Here is a 19,630-nt window from a genome sequence, read left to right as displayed (position 1 = left end):
ATGCAAACTCGTGACGATATTTTCAACACCTTGCGCGACGCCTTGGTGGAACTGTTTGAACTGCCGCCGGAACGCGTCACCCTTGACGCCAACCTGTACCAGGACCTGGAAATCGACAGCATCGATGCCGTCGACTTGATCGACCATATCAAGCGCCAGACCGGCAAGAAGATCGCCGCCGAGGAATTCAAGGCGGTGCGTACGGTGAACGACGTGGTTGAGGCGGTGTACCGTCTGGTCCAGCCTGCCGCATGAGCCGGCTGATCGGCCTTGGCCTGCTGCTGGCGGGGCTGCTGTACCCTTTTGCGGTGTATTACGGCACCGAACACTTTGCGCCATGGCAATTCGGCCTGCTGCTGGGCGGCCTATGGCTGCTGCGTGCGCTGACCGGAGCACGACGCCCCGGCAGCCGCTGGATGGCACTGGCGGTGATCGTGTTCTGCCTGCTGCTGGCCTGGTTCGACAACCCCCGCCTGCTGCGGTGGTACCCGAGCCTGGTCAGTGCGTTCATGCTGGCGCTGTTCGGCTTGAGCCTCAAGTACGGCCCGCCGATGGTCGAGCGCCTGGCGCGCATGACCGATCCTGTGTTGCCGCCCCATGCCATCGTGTATACCCGCCGGGTGACCGTGGTGTGGAGCGTGTTTTTTCTGTGTAATGGCCTGCTCGCCGCTGCCCTCACCCTGTGGGCGCCGCTGAGCTGGTGGACGTTGTACAACGGCCTGATTGCCTACGGGTTGATGGGGCTGTTGTTTGCCGTGGAATGGCTGGTACGACAAAGGGTTCGAGGCCGCGTATGAATGGGTTGAAACTTGAGCACTTGCTGCTTGAGCCGCTGGAACAGCGTTCGGTCACCACCGAACCTGCAATGAGTCACGCCCAGCTGTGGGAGCAATCCCTGAGCCTGGCGGCGGGCCTGCAAGCGCGGGGTATCCGGCGCCTGGCCGTGTACCTGGAAGATGCAGGCCTGCTGGCGGTGGCCCTGCTGGGCGCGTGGCGGGCCGGGGTCAGCGTGTTGCTGCCCGCCGACTTGCAACCTCAGACCCGCCAACGCTGGGATGAAGCCGTCGACGCCTGGCTGACCGAAGCTGAGGACCTGGATGCGCTGTACCAGGCACCACTGAGCGCTGCCGCCCTCGACCTGGACGCGTGCCAACTGAGCCTGTGCACCTCCGGTTCCAGCGGCGAACCCAAGCGCATCGACAAGACCCTGCGCCAACTGGCCAACGAGGTCGAGGCCTTGGAAACCTTGTGGGGCCCGGACCTCAAAGACGCCTGCATCATCGGCAGCGTCGCCACCCAACACATCTACGGCTTGCTGTTCCGCGTGCTGTGGCCGCTGTGCGCCGGCCGCACTTTTGTGCGCAAACAACTGGCCTTCCCCGAAGACTTGCAGCGCGCCAGCCGCGAGCACACGCAATTTGCCTGGGTTGCCAGCCCGGCGCTGCTCAAGCGCATGGGTGACAACCTTGACTGGCCCGCGCTGAGCCAGGTGTCGCGGGTGTTTTCGTCCGGCGGCGCGCTGCCGGTGGAAGCCGCCGGCAGCCTGTACGACCGCTTGCAACAATGGCCGACAGAGATCCTCGGCAGCTCGGAAACCGGTGGTATCGCCTGGCGCCAGGGTGCGCAGCCGTGGCAGCCGTTTGCCGACGTGCACCTGAGCCAGGATGCCGACGGCGCCCTGCGCATCGCCTCGCCGTATCTGCCTGCGGGGCATGTCGAACAAACCGCCGACGCGGCACGCATTCATGCCGATGGCCGTTTCGAACTGCTGGGCCGCCTGGATCGCATCGTCAAGCTGGAAGAAAAACGCATCTCCCTGCCCATGCTGGAAAACGCGCTGATGGCCCACCCGTGGGTCGCGGAAACCCGGCTGGGCGTGGTGCAGGAAAACCGCGCCTCTCTCGGCGCGCTGGTGGTGTTGAGCGCCGAGGGCCTGCATGCCCTGCGCAATCAGGGGCGACGCACGCTCACCCAGACCCTGCGCCAGCATTTGAGCCAACATTGCGAAGCCCTGGCGCTGCCACGGCGCTGGCGACTGCTGAGACAGTTGCCCCTGAACAGCCAGGGCAAGCTGCCACAGGCCGATGTCGAGGCGCTGCTGTTGGCGCCACGGCCGAAGGCGCCGGAAGTGCTGGAGCACGTCGAAGCCGACGGCGAATGGACCGTGCAACTGAGCGTGCCGCCGGACCTGGCCTATTTCAGCGGGCACTTCCCGGTCACACCGGTGCTGCCGGGGGTGGTGCAGGTGGAATGGGCCTTCAACCTGGGCCAGCAACTGCTCGATGTGCCGCCGACCTTTGCCGGTATGGAAGTGCTCAAGTTCCAGCAACTGGTGCGGCCGGGTGATGCGATCGAACTGCACCTGCGCTTCGACCCGGAGCGCAGCAAGCTTTACTTTGCGTATCGCAATGGCGTCGCCGCCTGCTCCAGCGGCCGGATTCAACTGGAGCCAGCGCATGCATAAGCTGTTGTGGCGAGGAAGCTTGCTCCCGCTGGAGTGCGAAGCGCTCCCAACCCAGGCACCGCACTGTACCAGGATGATTTCGGTCGCCTGTGTTGGGGCTGCTGCGCAGCCCAGCGGGAGCAAGCTCCCTCCCCACAGGGGGCCATTTCATGCATAACCCCTGCGCCCTGATCCCGGTCTACAACCACGAAGCCGCCGTACCCGCCGTGGTCCACAGCCTGCTGGGCAGCGGCCTGCCCTGCCTGCTGGTCGACGACGGCAGCAGCCCGGCCTGCGCCGCCGTGCTGGCGCAATTGGCGACCCTGGATAACGTTACCCTGCTGACCCTGCCAAGCAACCAGGGCAAGGGCGGCGCCGTCATGGCCGGTTTCCGCGAAGCCGCACGCCAGGGCTTCAGCCATGCCTTGCAAGTCGACGCCGACGGCCAGCACGACCTGCGCGAAGTCGAGACCTTTATCGACACCTCGCGCCGGCACCCCGACGCGATCATCTGCGGCTACCCGGAATACGACGACAGCGTGCCCAAAGGCCGCCTGTACGCGCGCTACTTGACCCACGTGTGGGTGTGGATCAACACCCTGTCGTTGCAGATCCGCGACTCGATGTGCGGCTTTCGCGTCTACCCGCTGGCGCCGGTGCTGGCGCTGATGGACTCGGCCTACATCGGCACGCACATGGATTTCGACTCGGACATCCTGGTGCGCCTGGCCTGGCGCAACCAGCCGATGCGCTGGCTGCCGACCCAGGTGCACTACCCCGCCGATGGCCTGTCGCACTTCCGCCTGTTCCGGGACAACGTGCGCATCTCGGCGATGCACACCCGGTTGTTCTTCGGCATGCTGGTGCGCGCGCCGATGATCCTGTGGCGACGGTGGCAGGCATGAGCGACAGCACCAAGCACTGGGCCGACCGCGAAGAGCGCGGCAGCTACCGGCTGATGAAGCTCACCGCCTTCGCCGCCAAGGTCCTTGGCCGCCGCGTGTTGAGCCCGCTGTTGTACGGCATCGTGTTGTATTTTTTCCTGTTCGGCCGCACCGCACGCCGGAGCGCCTGGCAATACCAGCAGCGCCTGGCCGAGTGGAGCGGGCGCGAGGAACTGCGGCCCACCCACTGGAAAGTCTTCGGCCAATTCATGGCGTTTGCCGATTCACTGCTCGACAAACTCGACGTGTGGAACGGCAAGCTGCGCCTGGAACAGATCGAGATCAACGACCCGGCGCAATTGCGCGGGAAGCTGCGCGGCGGGCGCGGGCAGATGCTGGTGGGTGCACACCTGGGCAACCTCGAAGTGTGTCGCGCGCTCGCCGAGATCGGTGAACAAGTCACCATGAACGTGCTGGTGCACACCAAGCACGCCGAGCAATTCAACCGCCTGCTAGGCGAAGCCGGCGCCACCCACTTGCGCCTGATCCAGGTCAGCGAGCTGGACCCGGCCACCATGCTGCTGCTCAGCCAGCGCCTGGACGACGGCGAATGGCTGGCCATCGCCGGCGACCGCGTGCCACTGCATGGCGGGCGCACGGTGCGCGTGGACTTCCTCGGCCATGACGCCGCCTTCCCTCAAGGCCCGTGGCTGCTGGCCGGTTTGCTCAAATGCCCGGTGAACCTGCTGATGTGCCTCAAGCACAAAAGCCGCTATCGCCTGAGCATTGAGCCTTTCGCCGAATCGATCGAATGGAAACGCAACACCCGCGAGCAGGTCATCGCCCTGTGGACCGCGCACTACGCCGCACGCCTGGGCCAGTTCTGCCTGGAAGCGCCCCAACAATGGTTCAACTTTTACCCTTTCTGGAAGACCGATGACGACGCATCTTGAGCCGGTAACCTTTGGCGAACGCGCCTTGCGCATCGAAGACGTACTGGCCCTGGCCAACCGTCAGGCGCCGACCCAATTGCAGGGCGACGCCGCGTATCGCCAGCGCATTGCCAAAGGCGCGCAGTTCCTCGACTCGCTGCTGGACAAGGAAGGCGTGATCTACGGCGTCACCACCGGCTACGGCGACTCTTGCGTGGTGGCGGTGCCGTTGCAGCACGTCGAGGCCCTGCCCCGTCATTTGTACACCTTCCACGGTTGCGGCCTGGGCAAGTTGCTCGATGCCCAAGCCACCCGCGCGGTGCTGGCCGCACGGTTGCAGTCGCTGTGCCACGGCGTTTCCGGTGTGCGCGTGGAGTTGCTGGAGCGCCTGCATGCGTTCCTTGAGCACGACGTACTGCCGCTGATCCCGGAAGAAGGCTCGGTCGGCGCCAGCGGCGACCTGACGCCGCTGTCCTATGTGGCTGCGACCCTGTCCGGCGAACGCGAAGTGATGTTCCGTGGCGAACGTCGCCAGGCGACCGACGTGCACCGTGAGCTGGGTTGGGAGCCGCTGGTCCTGCGCCCCAAGGAAGCCCTGGCGCTGATGAACGGCACCGCCGTGATGACCGGCCTGGCGTGCCTGGCCTTCGCCCGCGCCGACTACCTGCTGCAACTGGCCACGCGCATTACCGCGTTGAACGTGGTGGCGCTGCAAGGCAACCCGGAGCACTTCGACGAGCGCTTGTTCGCCGCCAAGCCGCACCCAGGGCAGATGCAGGTCGCCGCCTGGCTGCGCAAGGACCTGGCGATCGATGCGCCGACCGCGCCGCTGCATCGCCTGCAGGACCGTTACTCACTGCGTTGCGCGCCCCACGTGCTCGGCGTATTGGCGGACAGCCTGAACTGGCTGCGCTCGTTTATCGAAATCGAGCTGAACAGCGCCAACGACAACCCGATCATCGACGCCGAAGAAGAACGCGTGCTGCACGGTGGGCACTTCTACGGCGGGCATATCGCTTTTGCGATGGACAGCCTCAAGACCCTGGTCGCCAACGTCGCCGACCTGCTGGACCGCCAACTCGCGCTGCTGGTGGACGTGCGTTACAACCATGGCCTGCCGAGCAACCTGTCCGGCGCCCCGGCGGACCGCGCAATGATCAACCACGGCTTCAAGGCGGTGCAGATCGGCACCAGCGCCTGGACCGCCGAAGCCTTGAAAAACACCATGCCGGCCAGCGTGTTCTCGCGCTCCACCGAGTGCCACAACCAGGACAAGGTGAGCATGGGCACCATCGCCGCCCGCGATGCGATCCGCGTACTGGAACTGACCGAACAGGTCGCCGCCGCGACCCTGCTCGCCGCCAACCAAGGCGTGTGGCTGCGGGCCCAGGCCGAGGACGCGCGCCCGCTGCCGCCAACCCTGGCCGCCATGCATGACGAACTGGCCAAGGACTTCCCGCCGGTCATCGAAGACCGCGCGCTGGAAGGCGAACTGCGCCTGTGCCTGCAACGCATCGCCGAGCAACACTGGAGGCTGCATGCGTAGCCAGGGCGTGTTGCACAGCGACACCGAAATCCTCGTGCCGTTTTTTGACGTCGACACCATGAACGTCGTGTGGCACGGGCACTACGTGAAGTACCTGGAAGTGGCGCGCTGCGCGCTGCTGGACAAGATCGGCCACAACTACACGGCGATGCTCGAATCGGGCTACGCCTGGCCGGTGATCGACATGCAACTGCGCTACGTGCGCGGCGCCGTGTTCGGCCAGACGATCAACGTGCGCGCCAGCCTGGTGGAGTGGGAGAACCGCTTGAAGGTTAATTACCTGATCACCGACCTCGCCAGTGGCGAGCGTTTGACCCGTGCCAGCACCGTGCAGGTGGCGGTGGAAATCGCCACTCGCGAAATGCAGCTGGCCTCTCCCAAAGTCTTCACCAACGCCGTCGAAAGGGCCCTGAAATGAAATCCCATGTGGGAGGGGGCTTGCCCCCGATGGACTTCAACGATAACGCGATCCGCCGGACACTACGCAGCGCCCTCAGGCTCATCGCGGGCAAGCCCGCTCCCACATTTTTGATCGGTTTTTTCCTGAGCTTTAGTGCACATGCTTTTGACTTGCAGCAGCTGAGCGACCAACTTGCAAAACCCTCAGTGATCCACGGCAGCTTCACCCAGGAAAAACACCTGCGTGCCCTGCCCCAGCCGCTGGTCAGCAAAGGCACCTTCGTGCTCGCCAAGGACCACGGCCTGCTGTGGCTGCTGAAGACCCCGCTGCAACAGGACTACCGCATCAGCGCCCAAGGTATTGCCCGCCGCGACGCCAACGGCTGGCAACTGCTGCCGAACAAGAGCGCCGGCGCCGAACAGAACCGCCTGTTCCTTGCGGTGCTGCAGGGTGACAGCAGCGGCTTGCAGCGTGACTTCGAATTGCACCTGCAAGGCGAGGCCAAGCAATGGACATTGACCCTGGTCCCGCGCTCGCTGCTGCTCAAGCAGGTGTTCACCCAGATCAATATCGACGGTGGCGACCTGGTGCAGAACATCGAATTGCTGGAAACCCAGGGCGACAGCACCGTGCTGCGCATGCAGGACAGCCACGCCGACCTGCCGTTGAGCGAAGCGGAGCAACACGATTTTGCCCAGTGAACGCCTGCTACCCCGCCTGTTCCTGATCCTGCTGGTGGCCGTGCTTGCCCTGGCCGGCTGGCAGTGGCGCCACGGTGCGCCCTTGTCGGCCAACCTGATGGAACTGGTGCCGGGCAACACGCCGGACGCCTTGGAACAGAAAGCCGAACAGCGCATGCAAGAGCCGCTGAACCGCGAGATGTTGGTGTTGGTGGGGCATGCCGACCGCCAGCAAGCCGTCGCCGTGGCGCAACAGTTAGGCGAGCGCTGGCAGGCCAGTGGGCTGTTTGAAAAGGTGCAGTGGAACCTGCAAGCCGACTTGCCGGCGCTGCGCGAGCAATTGCTGCGCGGCCGCCTGGCGATGCTCTCGGCCAAGGACCGTGAGCAACTGGTTAAACAGCCCGACGCGTTTATCCAGCAGCGCGTACAAGCGCTGTTCGACCCCTTCACCGGGTTCAGCCTGGTGCCGAGCCAGGACGACTGGCTGGGCCTGACCGGGCGTATCCAGAACAGCCAGCCGCAACACGGCTCGGTGCAACTGGATATCGGCAGCGGCGCGTTGATCGCCGATGCCGACGGCAAAAGCTGGGTGCTACTGCGTGCACGCACCACCGGCAATGCCTTCGACATGACACTGCCGCTGCAAGTGGCAGACCTGCTCCAGGTCAGCCGCGAACAGGCCAGCGGGCAAGGCGTGCAGTTGCTCGCCGCCAGCGGCTTGCTCTACGCCGCCAATGGCCAGCAGCAGGCCACGCGGGAAATCACCTGGGTGGGCGGCGGCGCTACCGTCGGCATCCTGTTGTTGCTGTTGCTGGCGTTCCGGCGCTGGCGCGTGCTGCTGGCCTTTGTGCCGGTGCTGGTGGGCATGCTGTTTGGCGCGGTGGCCTGTGTGGCACTGTTCGGCCATATGCATGTGATGACCTTGGTATTGGGTTCCAGCCTGATCGGCGTGGCGGTGGATTACCCGCTGCACTATCTGTCGAAAAGCTGGAGCCTGCAGCCGTGGCGCAGTTGGCCGGCGTTGCGTCTGACGCTGCCGGGACTGAGCCTGAGCCTGGCGACCAGTTGCATCGGTTACCTGGCGCTGGCCTGGACGCCGTTCCCGGCGCTGACCCAGATTGCGGTGTTCTCCGCTGCCGGTCTGGTCGGTGCGTACCTGTCTGCCGTGTGCCTGTTGCCGGCGCTGCTCAAGGGTGTCGAACTGCGCCCGGCGCAATGGCCGCTGCGCATCGCTGAATGCCTGTGGCTGGTACGCGCCTCGTTACTCAAGCGCGTGCCGAGCCCTATCCTGCTGGCGTTGCTGCTGCTGTTTTGCGCGGGCGGCCTATGGCACCTGAACAGCAAAAACGACATTCGCCAATGGATCGGTGCACCACCGCAATTGCTGCAAGAAGCGCAGGCCGTGGCACGCATTACCGGGTTCCAGCCCACCAGCCAGTTCTTCCTGGTTCGCGCGGACAATCAGCAGCAGTTGCTGGAGCGCCAGGCAGACTTGGGCCAGCGCCTGGATCAGTTGGTGAACATGGACAAACTCCAGGGCTACCTGGCGCTCAACCAACTGGTCAGCCTGCCCGCCGAGCAACAACAGCTGCGTGATGCGCTGAATAAACTCCCGGAACATTGGCACCCGCTGCTGGACCTCGGCGTCCCCGCCAGCGCCCTGCAAGCCGAAGTGGCGCAACTGCAAGCGCTGCCCACCGAAGACATCGACAGCGCACTGGTGGGCCCGTTGGCCGAACCTTGGCGCACCCTGTGGCTTGGTCCGGTCGACGGCGGCGTGGCGGCGATGGTCAGTCTGCAGGGCTTGAACAACCCGGCGCTGCTGCGGGTGCAAGCGCTGGATTTGCCGGGCGTGCAATTGGTCGACCGTCTGGGCGACTTGAACCGCGTGTTCGCCGACACGCAGATCAGCGCCGCCGAATTGAAGTTGATGTCGTGCGTGCTGATCGTGCTGCTGTTGATCCTGCCATTCGGCTTTGGCGGCGCCCTGCGCATTGTCGCCCTGCCGCTGCTGGCAGCCCTGTGCAGCCTGGCCAGCCTCGGCTGGCTGGGCCAGCCGCTGACGCTGTTCAGCCTGTTCGGCCTGCTGTTGGTCACGGCCATCAGCGTCGACTACGCGATCCTGATGCGCGAGCAAATCGGCGGCCCTGCGGTCAGCCTGTTGGGCACATTGCTGGCGGCGCTGACGACCTGGTTGTCGTTTGGCCTGCTGGCGGTGTCCAGCACGCCGGCAGTGAGTAATTTCGGCTTATCGGTCAGCCTCGGCCTGGCATTCAGCTTTATGCTGGCGCCTTGGGCCGGGCAACAGAAGCACGCCTTATGAATGTGATTATCGCCAATGTGGCAAGGAGCCCTCGTGCCCACAGTTGAAATGGAACGTCGCCAGGTGGTGGTGATCGGTGCCGGCCCATCCGGGGCCATCGCCGCCGCGCTGCTCAAGCGCAAAGGGCATGATGTATTGATCGTCGAGCGCCAGCATTTCCCGCGGTTCTCGATTGGCGAAAGCCTGCTGTCCCACTGCATCGACTTTATCGAAGAAGCCGGCATGCTGGAGGCCGTGCAGGCCGCGGGTTTCCAGGTGAAAACCGGTGCTGCGTTCGCCTGGGGCGAGCGCTACAGCGCGTTTGATTTCGGCGATACGTTCAGCAACGGCAAGCCCACCACCTTCCAAGTCCAGCGCGGCGAGTTCGACAAGCTGCTGGCGGATCAGGCCGCGCTGCAGGGTGTGGAAATCCGCTATGGCGAAACCATCGTCGGCGTGGATTTCAAGGGCGAATCCCGCTACCTGCACGTGCGCCGCGAAAACGGCAGCGAGTATCACCTCAAGGCCAAGTTCGTGCTGGATGCCAGCGGCTACGGCCGCGTGCTGCCGCGCCTGCTGGAGCTGGACGTGCCGTCGGACTTTCCGGTGCGCCAGGCGGTGTTCACCCACGTCGAGGACCGCATCGAACACTCAGGCTTCGATCGCACCAAGATTCTGGTCACCACCCATCCTACGCAGCGCGATATCTGGTTCTGGACCATCCCGTTCAGCAACGGTCGCTGCTCGGTGGGTGTGGTCGCGGCCAAACAGCACTTCGACGGCCGCGACAGTGACCTCGACGCCTGCCTGCGCGGTTTTATCGACGAAACCCCAAGCCTGTCCGGCGTGCTGAAAAACGCGGTATGGGATACACCGGCGCGGACCATCGGCGGCTACGCGGCCAATGTCAAAAGCCTGCACGGGCCGGGCTTTGCACTGCTGGGCAACGCAGCGGAGTTCCTCGACCCAGTCTTCTCTTCCGGGGTGACCATCGCCATGCGTTCGGCGAGCATGGCGGCCGGTGTGCTGCACCGTCAGCTCAACGGCGAGACCGTGGACTGGCAAACCGAATTTGCCGAGCCATTGAAGCGTGGCGTCGACACCTTCCGCTGCTACGTTGAAGGCTGGTACGCCGGGACCTTCCAGGATGTGATTTTCCATCCGAGCAGCTCGCCGGAGATTCGTCGGATGATCAGTGCGATCCTCGCCGGCTACGCGTGGGATGAGCGCAACCCGTTTGTGAGTGAGCCCAAGCGGCGGTTGCGGATGTTGTCGGAGATTTGTGCGAGTGAGCCGGTATGAGCAGTCCTACTCTTGATAAAAACTATTTAAGTAAGCACTACGTCGAAGAAACCAAATTCGGCCTCTGGTTCCTGCGCAGTCACACTTGGCAGCATCGCGTGTTGCGCGTGGCGATCAACGACTTGCGCAGCCTGTTCACGGAGCCATTGCCTGAGGCGCCGGTATTGCTGGATGCCGGTTGCGGACAAGGCAAATCCTTCACGCTGTTGCAGCAGGTATTTGCGCCTTCACGGTTGATAGGCCTGGACGCCGACCCCCACAGCCTGGCGTTGAGCCAGGTTGAGGCCACGCGCCAAGGCTTGAGCGTAGAACTGATCGGCAGCGACTGCGCCACCCTCGACGTGCCGGACGCCAGCGTCGACATCCTGTTCTGCCACCAGACCTTCCACCATCTGGTTGAACAGCACCGCGCCCTCAAAGAGTTCTACCGCGTGCTCAAGCCCGGCGGCTATCTGTTGTTTGCCGAATCCACAGAAGCCTATATCGACACCTGGGTAATCCGCTGGCTGTTCCGCCACCCAATGCATGTGCAAAAAAGCGCCGAAGAATACCTGGAGATGCTCCGCGAGCAGGGTTTTGAATTCGGCCCACAGAACGTCTCGTACCCGTACTTGTGGTGGAGCCGCTCCAGCGACTTCGGCCTGCTGGAACGCTGGGGCCTGCGCAAGGCGCCGCCGGTGGGCCAGCGCGAAGAAACCCTGGTCAACTGCGTGGCACGCAAACCCTTGGCGGGTGCCGCACCATGATGCGCTGGCTCTTGATCGGTTGCCTGTTGCTGCTGAGCGCCTGCGCCAGCCAACCGCCGCTGCCCGAGAAACCCCCAACCCTGGCCTTGCCGCTGCAACTGCATGTGCAGCGCCTGGCCGACGGCCAGAGCCAGGACTGGCTGCTGGTGATCCAGCGCGAAGGCGCGGGCATTCGTTGGTCGATGATGGACCCGCTGGGCATCCCCCAGGCCCGTCAGAAGCTGATCAATGGCGAATGGCAGGCCGATGGCTTGCTGCCGCCCAATCCCCAGGCCCGTGAGTTGTTTGCCGCGTTGCTGTTCGCGCTGACCTCGCCGGATGACCTGCGCGCGCTGTACCCCAGCGCGCAGGCGATGGACTTGACGCGCACTCTGCCGGGCCGTTGGCAGATCGTGTATCAATCGTCTGAGGTCTTTCGCGTGAACATCAGCGGGCAGCCGTTGAGCTATCGCATCACGCCACTTGGAGCGGCCCGATGAGCGCCTACCTCAACGCCCTCGGCGTGATCTGCGCCCTCGGTCGTGGCCAGGACGAGGTCAGCCGCAGCCTGTTTGCCGGCGACTGCTCCGGCATGCGCCCCGAAAGCGGCTGGGTGCCGGAGCGCGTGTTGCCGGTGGGCGCCGTGAAAGGCGACTTGGCAACCATCCCGCCCGAATTGGGCCAGCAAAGCAGTCGCAATAACCAGTTGCTGCTGGAGGCCGCTTTGCAGATCGAGGGCGAGATCGGCCTGGCGATCCAGCGCCACGGCGCAGCGCGGGTCGGTATTGTGCTGGGCACCAGCACCTCGGGAATCGATGAGGCCAGTCGCGGCATCGCCCATTACCTGCGCGACCATCAGTTCCCCAACGACTACGACTACCAGCAACAGGAGCTCAGCGCCCCGGCGAATTTCCTCGTCGACTGGCTGCAATTGAGCGGCCCGGCCTATGTGATCTCCACCGCCTGCACGTCCAGCGCCCGCGCGTTGATGAGTGCCCAGCGCCTGCTGGACTTGGGCGTGTGCGATGCGGTGATCTGCGGCGGCGTCGACAGCCTGTGCAAGCTGACGCTTAACGGTTTCAGCTCACTGGAAGCGGTGTCGAACGAGCGCTGCAAGCCGTTTTCGGTGAACCGCGACGGCATCAACATCGGCGAAGCGGCGGTGCTGTTTCTGATGAGCAAAGAGCCTGCGCCCATCGCCCTGCTGGGCAGCGGCGCCAGTTGCGATGCGCACCATATCTCCGCCCCCGAGCCTACCGGCAAAGGCGCATTGCAATCCATGCGCAAGGCCCTGGCCAGCGCCAAATTGCAGCCTGGGCAGATCGGTTACCTGAACCTGCACGGCACCGCCACCCAGCACAACGACGCCATGGAAAGCCTGGCCGTCGCCCGCCTGTTCCCGGAAGGGGTGGCGTGCTCGTCGACCAAACCCATGAGCGGCCACACCCTTGGTGCAGCCGGCGCGCTGGAAGCGGCGTTCTGCTGGTTGAGCCTGGTTCACAATCGGCTGCCGCCGCATGTGTGGGACGGCCAGCCCGACCCCGCGCTGCCCGCCTTGCACTGGGCTACCGCCGGCGCCACCCTGGAAAAACGCTGCCTGATGAGCAACTCGTTTGCCTTCGGCGGCAACAATGTCAGCCTGATTATCGGAGAGGCCCCATGATCGATTGGCCACTCGCCGAACTGCTGCCCCACGCGGGCGACATGATCCTGATCGACCAGGTGCTGTCGTTCGATGAAGAGCAGATCCGCACCTGCACCCTCGTCAAGCCCGGCGGCCTGTTCAACCGCCCGGACGGCAGCCTGCCGGCCTGGGTCGGCATCGAGTTGATGGCGCAAAGCGTCGCGGCCTACGCCGGTTGCCACGCGCGCCAGAAAGCTCAAGCCGTGGCGCTGGGCTTCCTGCTCGGCACACGTAAGTTCGAATGCAACGTGGCGTCTTTCCCGGCAGGCACCGAGCTGAGCATCCACGGCCTGCGATCCCTGGAAGACGACAACGGCATGGGTGTGTTCGAATGTCACCTGACCGGTGACGGTATCCAGGCCAGCGCCCGCTTGAATGTATTTCGACCGCCCCAGGCGGCCAATTATTTAGAAGAATCGAAGGACGTAACGCCATGACTGAATCCGTACTGGTCACCGGCTCCAGCCGTGGCATCGGCCGCGCCATCGCGCTGCGCCTGGCCCAGGCCGGGCATGACATCGTGCTGCACTGCCGCAGCGGCCGTGCCGACGCCGATGCGGTGCAGGCTGAGGTTGAAGCCCTGGGCCGCCAGGCGCGGGTGTTGCAATTCGATGTGGCGGATCGCGCGCTGTGCAAGGAAATCCTTGAGGCGGATGTGGAGCAACATGGCGCCTATTACGGCGTGGTGCTCAACGCCGGCCTGACCCGTGACGGTGCGTTTCCGGCCCTGTCGGAAGAGGATTGGGACGTGGTGATGCGCACCAACCTCGACGGTTTCTACAACGTGCTGCACCCGGTGATGATGCCGATGATTCGTCGTCGCGCGGCCGGGCGTATCGTCTGCATTACGTCGGTTTCCGGTTTGATCGGCAACCGCGGCCAGGTCAATTACAGCGCCTCGAAAGCCGGCCTGATTGGCGCAGCCAAGGCCCTGGCCATTGAGCTGGGCAAACGCAAAATCACCGTCAATTGCGTGGCTCCCGGTTTGATCGACACGGCGATGCTGGATGAAAACGTGCCCGTGGAAGAGCTGATGAAGATGATCCCCGCGCAGCGCATGGGCACCCCGGAAGAGGTGGCCGGCGCGGTGAATTTCCTGATGTCGGCCGAGGCGGGCTATATCACGCGCCAGGTGTTGGCCGTGAATGGAGGCCTGTGCTGATGAAACGCGTCGTCGTCACCGGCATGGCCGGCATGACCTCCCTGGGCGGCGATTGGGAGACCATCTCGGCCAACTTTCGCGCCAACCGCAGCGGCATCCGCCGCATGGATGAGTGGGACCGCTTTACCGAATTGAACACGCGCCTGGCCGGGCCGATCGACGATTTCGTCGTGCCCGCCCATTGGACGCGCAAGCAACTGCGCAGCATGGGCCGCGTCTCGCGCCTGGCGGTGTGGGCGGCGGAGCAGGCGTTGCGGGACGCCGGCTTGCTCGGCGACGAGTCGATCAAGGACGGGCGCATGGGCGTGGCCTGTGGCTCGTCCACCGGCAGCACCGACGAGATCAAGGCGTTCGGCAATATGCTGCTGAACTCAGTCGCCGAGGGGCTGAACGCCAACTCCTACGTGCGCATGATGCCGCACACCACAGCGGCAAATATCAGCATCTTCTTTGGCCTCACCGGGCGGCTGATCCCTACCTCCAGCGCCTGCACCAGCGGCAGCCAGGGCATCGGCTATGCCTATGAGGCGATCAAGTTCGGCCGCCTGCCGTTGATGCTCGCCGGCGGCGCCGAAGAGCTGTGCCCCACCGAAGCCATGGTGTTCGACGCACTCTACGCCACCAGCCTGAAAAACGACGCGCCGCAAACCAGCCCACGCCCGTACGACAGCGGCCGCGATGGCCTGGTGATCGGTGAAGGCGGCGGCATGCTGGTGCTCGAAGAACTGGAACACGCCCTGGCGCGCGGTGCGCATATCCACGCCGAGATTGTCGGCTTTGGCAGCAACGCCGACGGCCAGCACACCACCCGTCCGGAACAGAAAACCATGCGCCGCGCGATGGAGCTCGCCCTGGAAGATGCCGGGCTTGAGCCTTCCGCGATCGGCTACGTGAACGGTCATGGCACCGCCACCGACCAAGGCGACATCGCCGAAACGCTGGCGACCAGTAGCCTGTTCGGCAGCCGGATGCCCATCAGTTCGCAGAAAAGCTTTCTCGGCCACACCCTGGGCGCCTGCGGTGCGCTGGAGTCTTGGTTCAGCATCGAGATGATGAACCGCGACCAGTACGTGCACACCTTCAACCTGGATTCGGTAGACCCGCAATGCGGCGAGCTGGATTACCTGCAAGGTGAATTCCGCGAGATGCACCACGACTACGTGATGAACAACAACTTTGCCTTTGGCGGCGTCAACACGTCGCTGATCTTCCGCCGCTGGTCCTGACTTTTTAATCGATTGGAGAATACGGAATGTCTTCCTTGCTACGCGTCACCCTGATCACCCTGGCCCTGCTGGTCACCGCCGGCTGCACCAGCAAGCCGATCCTCAACACCCAGCACGACCTGCCGGCCAACGCCCAGGTCAGCGAAGAAAAAATGAAAACGGTGATCGTCAACGCCCTGCAAAAACGCGAATGGACGGTTCAACGCCTGAGCCCGCAACTGGTGCAGGCCGAGATCAACGTGCGTAACCAGTACTACGCGGCCATCGACATCCGCTACACCCGCAACAGCTACGCGATCACCTACCGCGACAGCCGCGAACTGGGCTACAAGGACGGCAAGATCCATCGCAACTACAACCGTTGGGTGAACAATCTGGACAGCGACATCATGGCGGGGTTGCGCAGTAATGGCGTGAATGAGGCGGGGACGGCGGCGCAGTTGTTTGAGCAGACCGGTACTTCGAAATAAAACCAAAACCTGGCACAACACTGTGGTGAGCGGGCTTGCCCCGCGCTGGAGTGCGAAGCGCTCCCAAGATCTTTGGGGCCGCTACGCAGCCCAGCGCGAGCAAGCTCGCTCACCACAACAGCCTAGTTGCAGGAGGTTATTGGATAGCCTTGCGCGTCAACAACTCCACAAACGCCTTCGCCATGGGCGTCTGCACGCCCTTGCGTTGCACCAGCCACACCGCCGTCATCGCCTCCTGGTCCAGCAACGTGCGATACACCACGCCATCGATCCTTATCCGCTGGTACGACGCCGGCAGCACCGATACCCCCAGCCCCGCCGCCACCAGACCGATGATGGTCATCGCCTCCCCCGCTTCCTGGGCGAAGTGCGGGCTGAAACCGGCGTCACGGCACAGGCTTAGCAACTGCGCGTAGAGACCACTGCCGTAGCTGCGCGGGAAAAAAACGAACGGTTCTTCCGCCAGCTGCGCCAGGTGCAGGCCACGCTCACTGCCTGCTACCAACGGGTGGCCAGCGTTCATTACGGCCACCAGCGGCTCACGCATCAGTTCGACCACACTCAGCGAATCCGGCAACGGCAGGGGGCGCATCAGCCCAACCTGGATCGACTCATCCACCAGCGAATCAGCCACTTCAGTGCTGCTCATCTCTTGCAGATTGAGATGCACTGCCGGGAACGCCTGGCGAAACGCAAAGATCGCTTGGGGAATGCTGGAGTTAAACGGTGCCGATGACGTGAAGCCGATCTTCAATTCACCCAGCTCACCCAACTGCGCCCGGCGCGCCACATCTGCCGCCTTGTCGACCTGCGCCAGCACCAACCGCGCCTCATGCAGGAACAACCGCCCCGCCTCGCTTAGCTCAACCCGACGATTGGTACGCTCAAACAAGCGTGCGCCCACCTCCTGCTCCAGCGCCTGTATCTGCTGGCTCAGAGGCGGCTGCGAGATGCCCAGCACCTGGGCAGCCCGGCCAAAGTGCAGTTCTTCGGCGACGGCAATGAAGTACCGCAAGTGACGCAATTCCATGCAAGCCTCATTAGGTCGTAAAAGCTATCAAACAGGTCGAACAATATATTGGAAAGAATCATTAGCCAGCTATATTCTTTTTTGCATGGCCGGTCCTGGCACGCCCTTCCTCCCCGAGGTCCCCGTGAATTCTGCTGTCGCTCCACTCGCTCAAGAAGTCCCGCCCACTGCCCTCGATGAGGTGGTGGCCCAGCTCAATGACGCGTACATCGAAAAAGGCACACCGATGTTCATGCGCACGGTGCTGGCGCTGTTCTCCGGCGGTTTTGCGACCTTTGCCCTGCTGTATTGCGTGCAGCCGATGATGCCGGCGCTGTCCCACGAGTTTTCCATCAATGCAGCGCAAAGCAGCCTGATCCTGTCCGTGTCCACCGCGATGCTCGCGCTGGGCCTGCTGATTACCGGGCCGATTTCCGACACCCTTGGACGTAAACCGGTGATGGTCGCCGCGTTGTTCTGCGCAGCGCTCGCGACGATTGCCAGTGGCTTGATGCCGTCCTGGGAAGGGATTTTATTCATGCGCGCGCTGGTGGGTTTGTCATTGAGCGGCCTGGCCGCCGTGGCCATGACCTACCTGAGCGAAGAGATCCACCCGCAGCACATCGGCCTGGCGATGGGTTTGTACATCGGCGGCAATGCGATTGGCGGGATGAGCGGGCGCCTGATCATCGGCGTGTTGATCGACTTCGTCAGTTGGCACACGGCAATGTTGATCATCGGCGCCCTGGCGTTGATCGCCGCGACGGTGTTCTGGAAAATCCTCCCGGAATCGCGCAACTTCCGCGCCAGCAGCCTCAAGCCGCGCAACCTGGTGGACGGCTTTGTCATGCACTTCAAGGACGCCGGCCTGCCGTGGCTGTTCCTCGAAGCCTTCCTGCTGATGGGCGCATTCGTGACGATGTTCAACTACATCGGCTATCGCCTGCTGGCCGACCCCTACGACCTCAGCCAAGCCGTGGTCGGCCTGCTGTCGCTGGTGTACCTCTCGGGTATCTACAGCTCGGCGAAGATCGGCTCCCTGGCCGACCGCCTCGGTCGCCGCCGTGTGCTGTGGGCCACCATCGTGCTGATGCTCGCCGGTATGGCCCTGACCCTGTTCACGCCCTTGTGGCTGGTGGTGCCGGGCATGCTGATCTTCACTTTCGGCTTCTTCGGCGCCCACTCGGTGGCCAGCAGCTGGATCGGCCGCCGCGCGTTGAAGGCGAAGGGGCAGGCGTCGTCGCTGTACCTGTTCTGCTACTACGTGGGGTCGAGTATTGCGGGGACGGCGGGCGGGTTTTTCTGGCACTTTGCCGGGTGGAATGGGATTGGAGCGTTCATCATCGCGCTGCTGATCGGCGCGTTGCTGGTGGCGTTGAAGTTGGCGAAGTTGCCGCCGTTGGGGAATGTGCGGGCCTGACGCGATCTTGCTTTTAATGTGGGAGGGGGCTTGCTCCCGATTGCAGTGTGTCAGCCAATGAATCTGGTGACTGACACACCGCTATCGGGGGCAAGCCCCCTCCCACATTTGTTTTGCGTGTTATTCGTGATACTGCGCCGAGAGTTCGTGCACTGCGCGCAGGAAGGCGCCGGCATGTTCCGGGTTCACTTCCGGGGTGATGCCATGGCCCAGGTTGAACACGTGCCCGGTACCCTTGCCGTAGCTGGCGAGGATGCGGCCGACTTCGGTGCGGATCGCTTCCGGCTTGGCGTACAGCACGGTCGGGTCCATGTTGCCTTGCAGCGCGACCTGGCCGCCAACGCGACGGCGAGCTTCACCAATGTCGCAGGTCCAGTCCAGGCCCAGTGCATCGGCACCGGCGTCGGCGATGCTTTCCAGCCACAGGCCGCCGCCCTTGGTGAACAGGATCACCGGAACCTTACGGCCTTCGTGTTCACGGATCAGACCGCTGACGATCTTGCGCATGTAGGCCAGAGAGAACTCCTGGTACGCCGCCGCCGAGAGATTGCCACCCCAGGTATCGAAGATCTGCACCGCCTGGGCGCCGGCCATGATCTGGCCGTTGAGGTAACTGGTGACTGACTGCGCCAGCTTGTCCAGCAGCAGGTGCATGGCTTGCGGGTTGTCGTAGAGCATGGCCTTGGTCTTGCGGAAGTCTTTCGACGAGCCGCCTTCGACCATGTAGGTGGCCAGGGTCCACGGGCTGCCGGAGAAGCCAATCAGCGGCACGCGGCCGTTAAGCTCGCGGCGGATGGTGCTGACGGCGTCCATCACGTAACCGAGGTCTTTGTGCGGATCAGGGATCGGCAGGGCTTCGATGTCGGCCAGGGTGCTGACGACCTTTTTGAAACGCGGGCCTTCGCCGGTTTCGAAGTACAGGCCTTGGCCCATGGCGTCAGGGATGGTGAGGATGTCGGAGAAGAGGATCGCCGCGTCCAGTTGTGGGTAGCGGTCCAGCGGCTGCATCGTGACTTCGCAGGCGAACTCCGGGTTCATGCACAGGCTCATGAAGTCGCCGGCGTTGGCGCGACTGGCGCGGTATTCCGGCAAGTAGCGACCGGCCTGGCGCATCATCCACACAGGGGTGACGTCCACGGGTTGCTTGAGCAGGGCACGAAGGAAACGGTCGTTCTTGAGGGCAGTCATGTCGGCATCCGCAAAAAAAGTGCGGGCATTTTCTCAGAGCCGGACGCAAAAGGCACGGAGTGAGCCGTGCCTTTTGTCTATCGGGTCAATTTGTCGCGGACATGAAAGCGCTGCAAATCAAATGTGGGAGGGGGCTTGAACTGGTCAAGTAATCTTGGACACCGATTACGGTTCACGCCGCCAACCTTTCCTTCACGACCGGCGACCTGTAGTCGTTATAGCTGTGAGGCCTGCTGATGTTGTAGCGCGAGACATAG

General features: G+C 63.7%; 20 protein-coding genes. 18 read left to right on the top strand and 2 right to left on the bottom strand.

Annotated features, from left to right (window positions below; all coding sequences use genetic code 11):
- The 17 genes from QCBJ_RS14715 to QCBJ_RS14635 all read left to right on the top strand — a co-directional run bounded on the left by QCBJ_RS14715 (position 1) and on the right by QCBJ_RS14635 (position 15,756).
- Positions 1–255, top strand: a complete 255-nt coding sequence (locus tag QCBJ_RS14715; protein WP_003187949.1) for an acyl carrier protein — start codon at positions 1–3, stop codon at positions 253–255.
- A complete protein-coding gene (locus QCBJ_RS14710; protein WP_102061106.1) occupies positions 252–797 on the top strand; it encodes a hypothetical protein in 546 nt (181 codons plus the stop codon). Before QCBJ_RS14715 ends, QCBJ_RS14710 begins: the two co-directional genes overlap by 4 nt.
- Positions 794–2,464: an acyl-CoA synthetase family protein gene (locus tag QCBJ_RS14705; protein ID WP_012721835.1), complete on the top strand. Its 1,671-nt coding sequence runs from the start codon at positions 794–796 to the stop codon at positions 2,462–2,464. Before QCBJ_RS14710 ends, QCBJ_RS14705 begins: the two co-directional genes overlap by 4 nt.
- A gap of 149 nt (positions 2,465–2,613) precedes the next feature.
- Positions 2,614–3,348 carry a glycosyltransferase family 2 protein gene (locus tag QCBJ_RS14700; protein ID WP_102061105.1) on the top strand — a complete coding sequence of 245 codons (735 nt, stop codon included), beginning with the start codon at positions 2,614–2,616 and terminating at the stop codon, positions 3,346–3,348.
- Positions 3,345–4,280 carry a glycosyl transferase gene (locus tag QCBJ_RS14695; RefSeq protein ID WP_043204670.1) on the top strand — a complete coding sequence of 312 codons (936 nt, stop codon included), beginning with the start codon at positions 3,345–3,347 and terminating at the stop codon, positions 4,278–4,280. Before QCBJ_RS14700 ends, QCBJ_RS14695 begins: the two co-directional genes overlap by 4 nt.
- Positions 4,264–5,805: a histidine ammonia-lyase gene (gene hutH / locus QCBJ_RS14690; protein ID WP_102061104.1), complete on the top strand. Its 1,542-nt coding sequence runs from the start codon at positions 4,264–4,266 to the stop codon at positions 5,803–5,805. Before QCBJ_RS14695 ends, hutH begins: the two co-directional genes overlap by 17 nt.
- Positions 5,798–6,223 carry a thioesterase family protein gene (locus QCBJ_RS14685; RefSeq protein WP_064054041.1) on the top strand — a complete coding sequence of 142 codons (426 nt, stop codon included), beginning with the start codon at positions 5,798–5,800 and terminating at the stop codon, positions 6,221–6,223. Before hutH ends, QCBJ_RS14685 begins: the two co-directional genes overlap by 8 nt.
- 29 nt (positions 6,224–6,252) lie before the next feature.
- Positions 6,253–6,906, top strand: a complete 654-nt coding sequence (locus QCBJ_RS14680; protein ID WP_064054042.1) for an outer membrane lipoprotein carrier protein LolA — start codon at positions 6,253–6,255, stop codon at positions 6,904–6,906.
- Entirely contained in the window at positions 6,896–9,208 is a 2,313-nt protein-coding gene (locus QCBJ_RS14675) for an MMPL family transporter (RefSeq protein ID WP_102061103.1), read from the top strand. The genes QCBJ_RS14680 and QCBJ_RS14675 overlap by 11 nt, the downstream gene beginning before the upstream one ends.
- A gap of 33 nt (positions 9,209–9,241) precedes the next feature.
- On the top strand, positions 9,242–10,489 hold the full coding sequence (locus tag QCBJ_RS14670; protein ID WP_102061102.1) for an NAD(P)/FAD-dependent oxidoreductase: 1,248 nt from the start codon (positions 9,242–9,244) through the stop codon (positions 10,487–10,489).
- Positions 10,486–11,235 carry a class I SAM-dependent methyltransferase gene (locus tag QCBJ_RS14665; RefSeq protein WP_012721829.1) on the top strand — a complete coding sequence of 250 codons (750 nt, stop codon included), beginning with the start codon at positions 10,486–10,488 and terminating at the stop codon, positions 11,233–11,235. Before QCBJ_RS14670 ends, QCBJ_RS14665 begins: the two co-directional genes overlap by 4 nt.
- The gene (locus tag QCBJ_RS14660; protein WP_046033870.1) at positions 11,232–11,714 is read left to right on the top strand and encodes a hypothetical protein; all 483 of its coding nucleotides are present in this window, start codon (positions 11,232–11,234) and stop codon (positions 11,712–11,714) included. The genes QCBJ_RS14665 and QCBJ_RS14660 overlap by 4 nt, the downstream gene beginning before the upstream one ends.
- The gene (locus QCBJ_RS14655; RefSeq protein WP_102061101.1) at positions 11,711–12,877 is read left to right on the top strand and encodes a beta-ketoacyl-[acyl-carrier-protein] synthase family protein; all 1,167 of its coding nucleotides are present in this window, start codon (positions 11,711–11,713) and stop codon (positions 12,875–12,877) included. Before QCBJ_RS14660 ends, QCBJ_RS14655 begins: the two co-directional genes overlap by 4 nt.
- Positions 12,874–13,335 carry a hotdog family protein gene (locus QCBJ_RS14650; RefSeq protein WP_102061100.1) on the top strand — a complete coding sequence of 154 codons (462 nt, stop codon included), beginning with the start codon at positions 12,874–12,876 and terminating at the stop codon, positions 13,333–13,335. Before QCBJ_RS14655 ends, QCBJ_RS14650 begins: the two co-directional genes overlap by 4 nt.
- Entirely contained in the window at positions 13,332–14,060 is a 729-nt protein-coding gene (gene fabG, locus QCBJ_RS14645; protein WP_102061099.1) for a 3-oxoacyl-ACP reductase FabG, read from the top strand. Before QCBJ_RS14650 ends, fabG begins: the two co-directional genes overlap by 4 nt.
- Positions 14,060–15,286 (top strand): beta-ketoacyl-ACP synthase, encoded by a 1,227-nt coding sequence (locus QCBJ_RS14640; RefSeq protein ID WP_093542881.1) that lies wholly within the window; start codon positions 14,060–14,062, stop codon positions 15,284–15,286. The genes fabG and QCBJ_RS14640 overlap by 1 nt, the downstream gene beginning before the upstream one ends.
- Positions 15,287–15,312: 26 nt before the next feature.
- Positions 15,313–15,756, top strand: coding sequence for a hypothetical protein (locus QCBJ_RS14635; RefSeq protein ID WP_046033867.1), 444 nt, complete (start codon positions 15,313–15,315; stop codon positions 15,754–15,756).
- 136 nt (positions 15,757–15,892) lie between these two features.
- On the opposite strand, the gene QCBJ_RS14630 is transcribed toward QCBJ_RS14635, so the two are convergent.
- Complete coding sequence (locus QCBJ_RS14630; protein WP_012721822.1) at positions 15,893–16,786, bottom strand: LysR family transcriptional regulator; 894 nt, start codon at positions 16,784–16,786, stop codon at positions 15,893–15,895.
- Between the two features lie 181 nt (positions 16,787–16,967).
- Between QCBJ_RS14630 and QCBJ_RS14625 the strand changes: the two genes are divergently transcribed.
- A complete protein-coding gene (locus tag QCBJ_RS14625; RefSeq protein ID WP_371916677.1) occupies positions 16,968–18,185 on the top strand; it encodes an MFS transporter in 1,218 nt (405 codons plus the stop codon).
- Between the two features lie 120 nt (positions 18,186–18,305).
- Here QCBJ_RS14625 and hemE read toward each other — a convergent pair whose 3' ends face one another.
- The gene (gene hemE, locus QCBJ_RS14620) at positions 18,306–19,373 is read right to left on the bottom strand and encodes a uroporphyrinogen decarboxylase (protein WP_012721820.1); all 1,068 of its coding nucleotides are present in this window, start codon (positions 19,371–19,373) and stop codon (positions 18,306–18,308) included.
- Between the last annotated feature and the right edge of the window lie 257 nt (positions 19,374–19,630).

Origin of the sequence: Pseudomonas sp. QC2 (assembly GCF_002859085.1) — a bacterium.
Taxonomy (GTDB): domain Bacteria; phylum Pseudomonadota; class Gammaproteobacteria; order Pseudomonadales; family Pseudomonadaceae; genus Aquipseudomonas; species Aquipseudomonas petroselini.
This window is presented reverse-complemented; position numbering and strand designations above follow the sequence as displayed.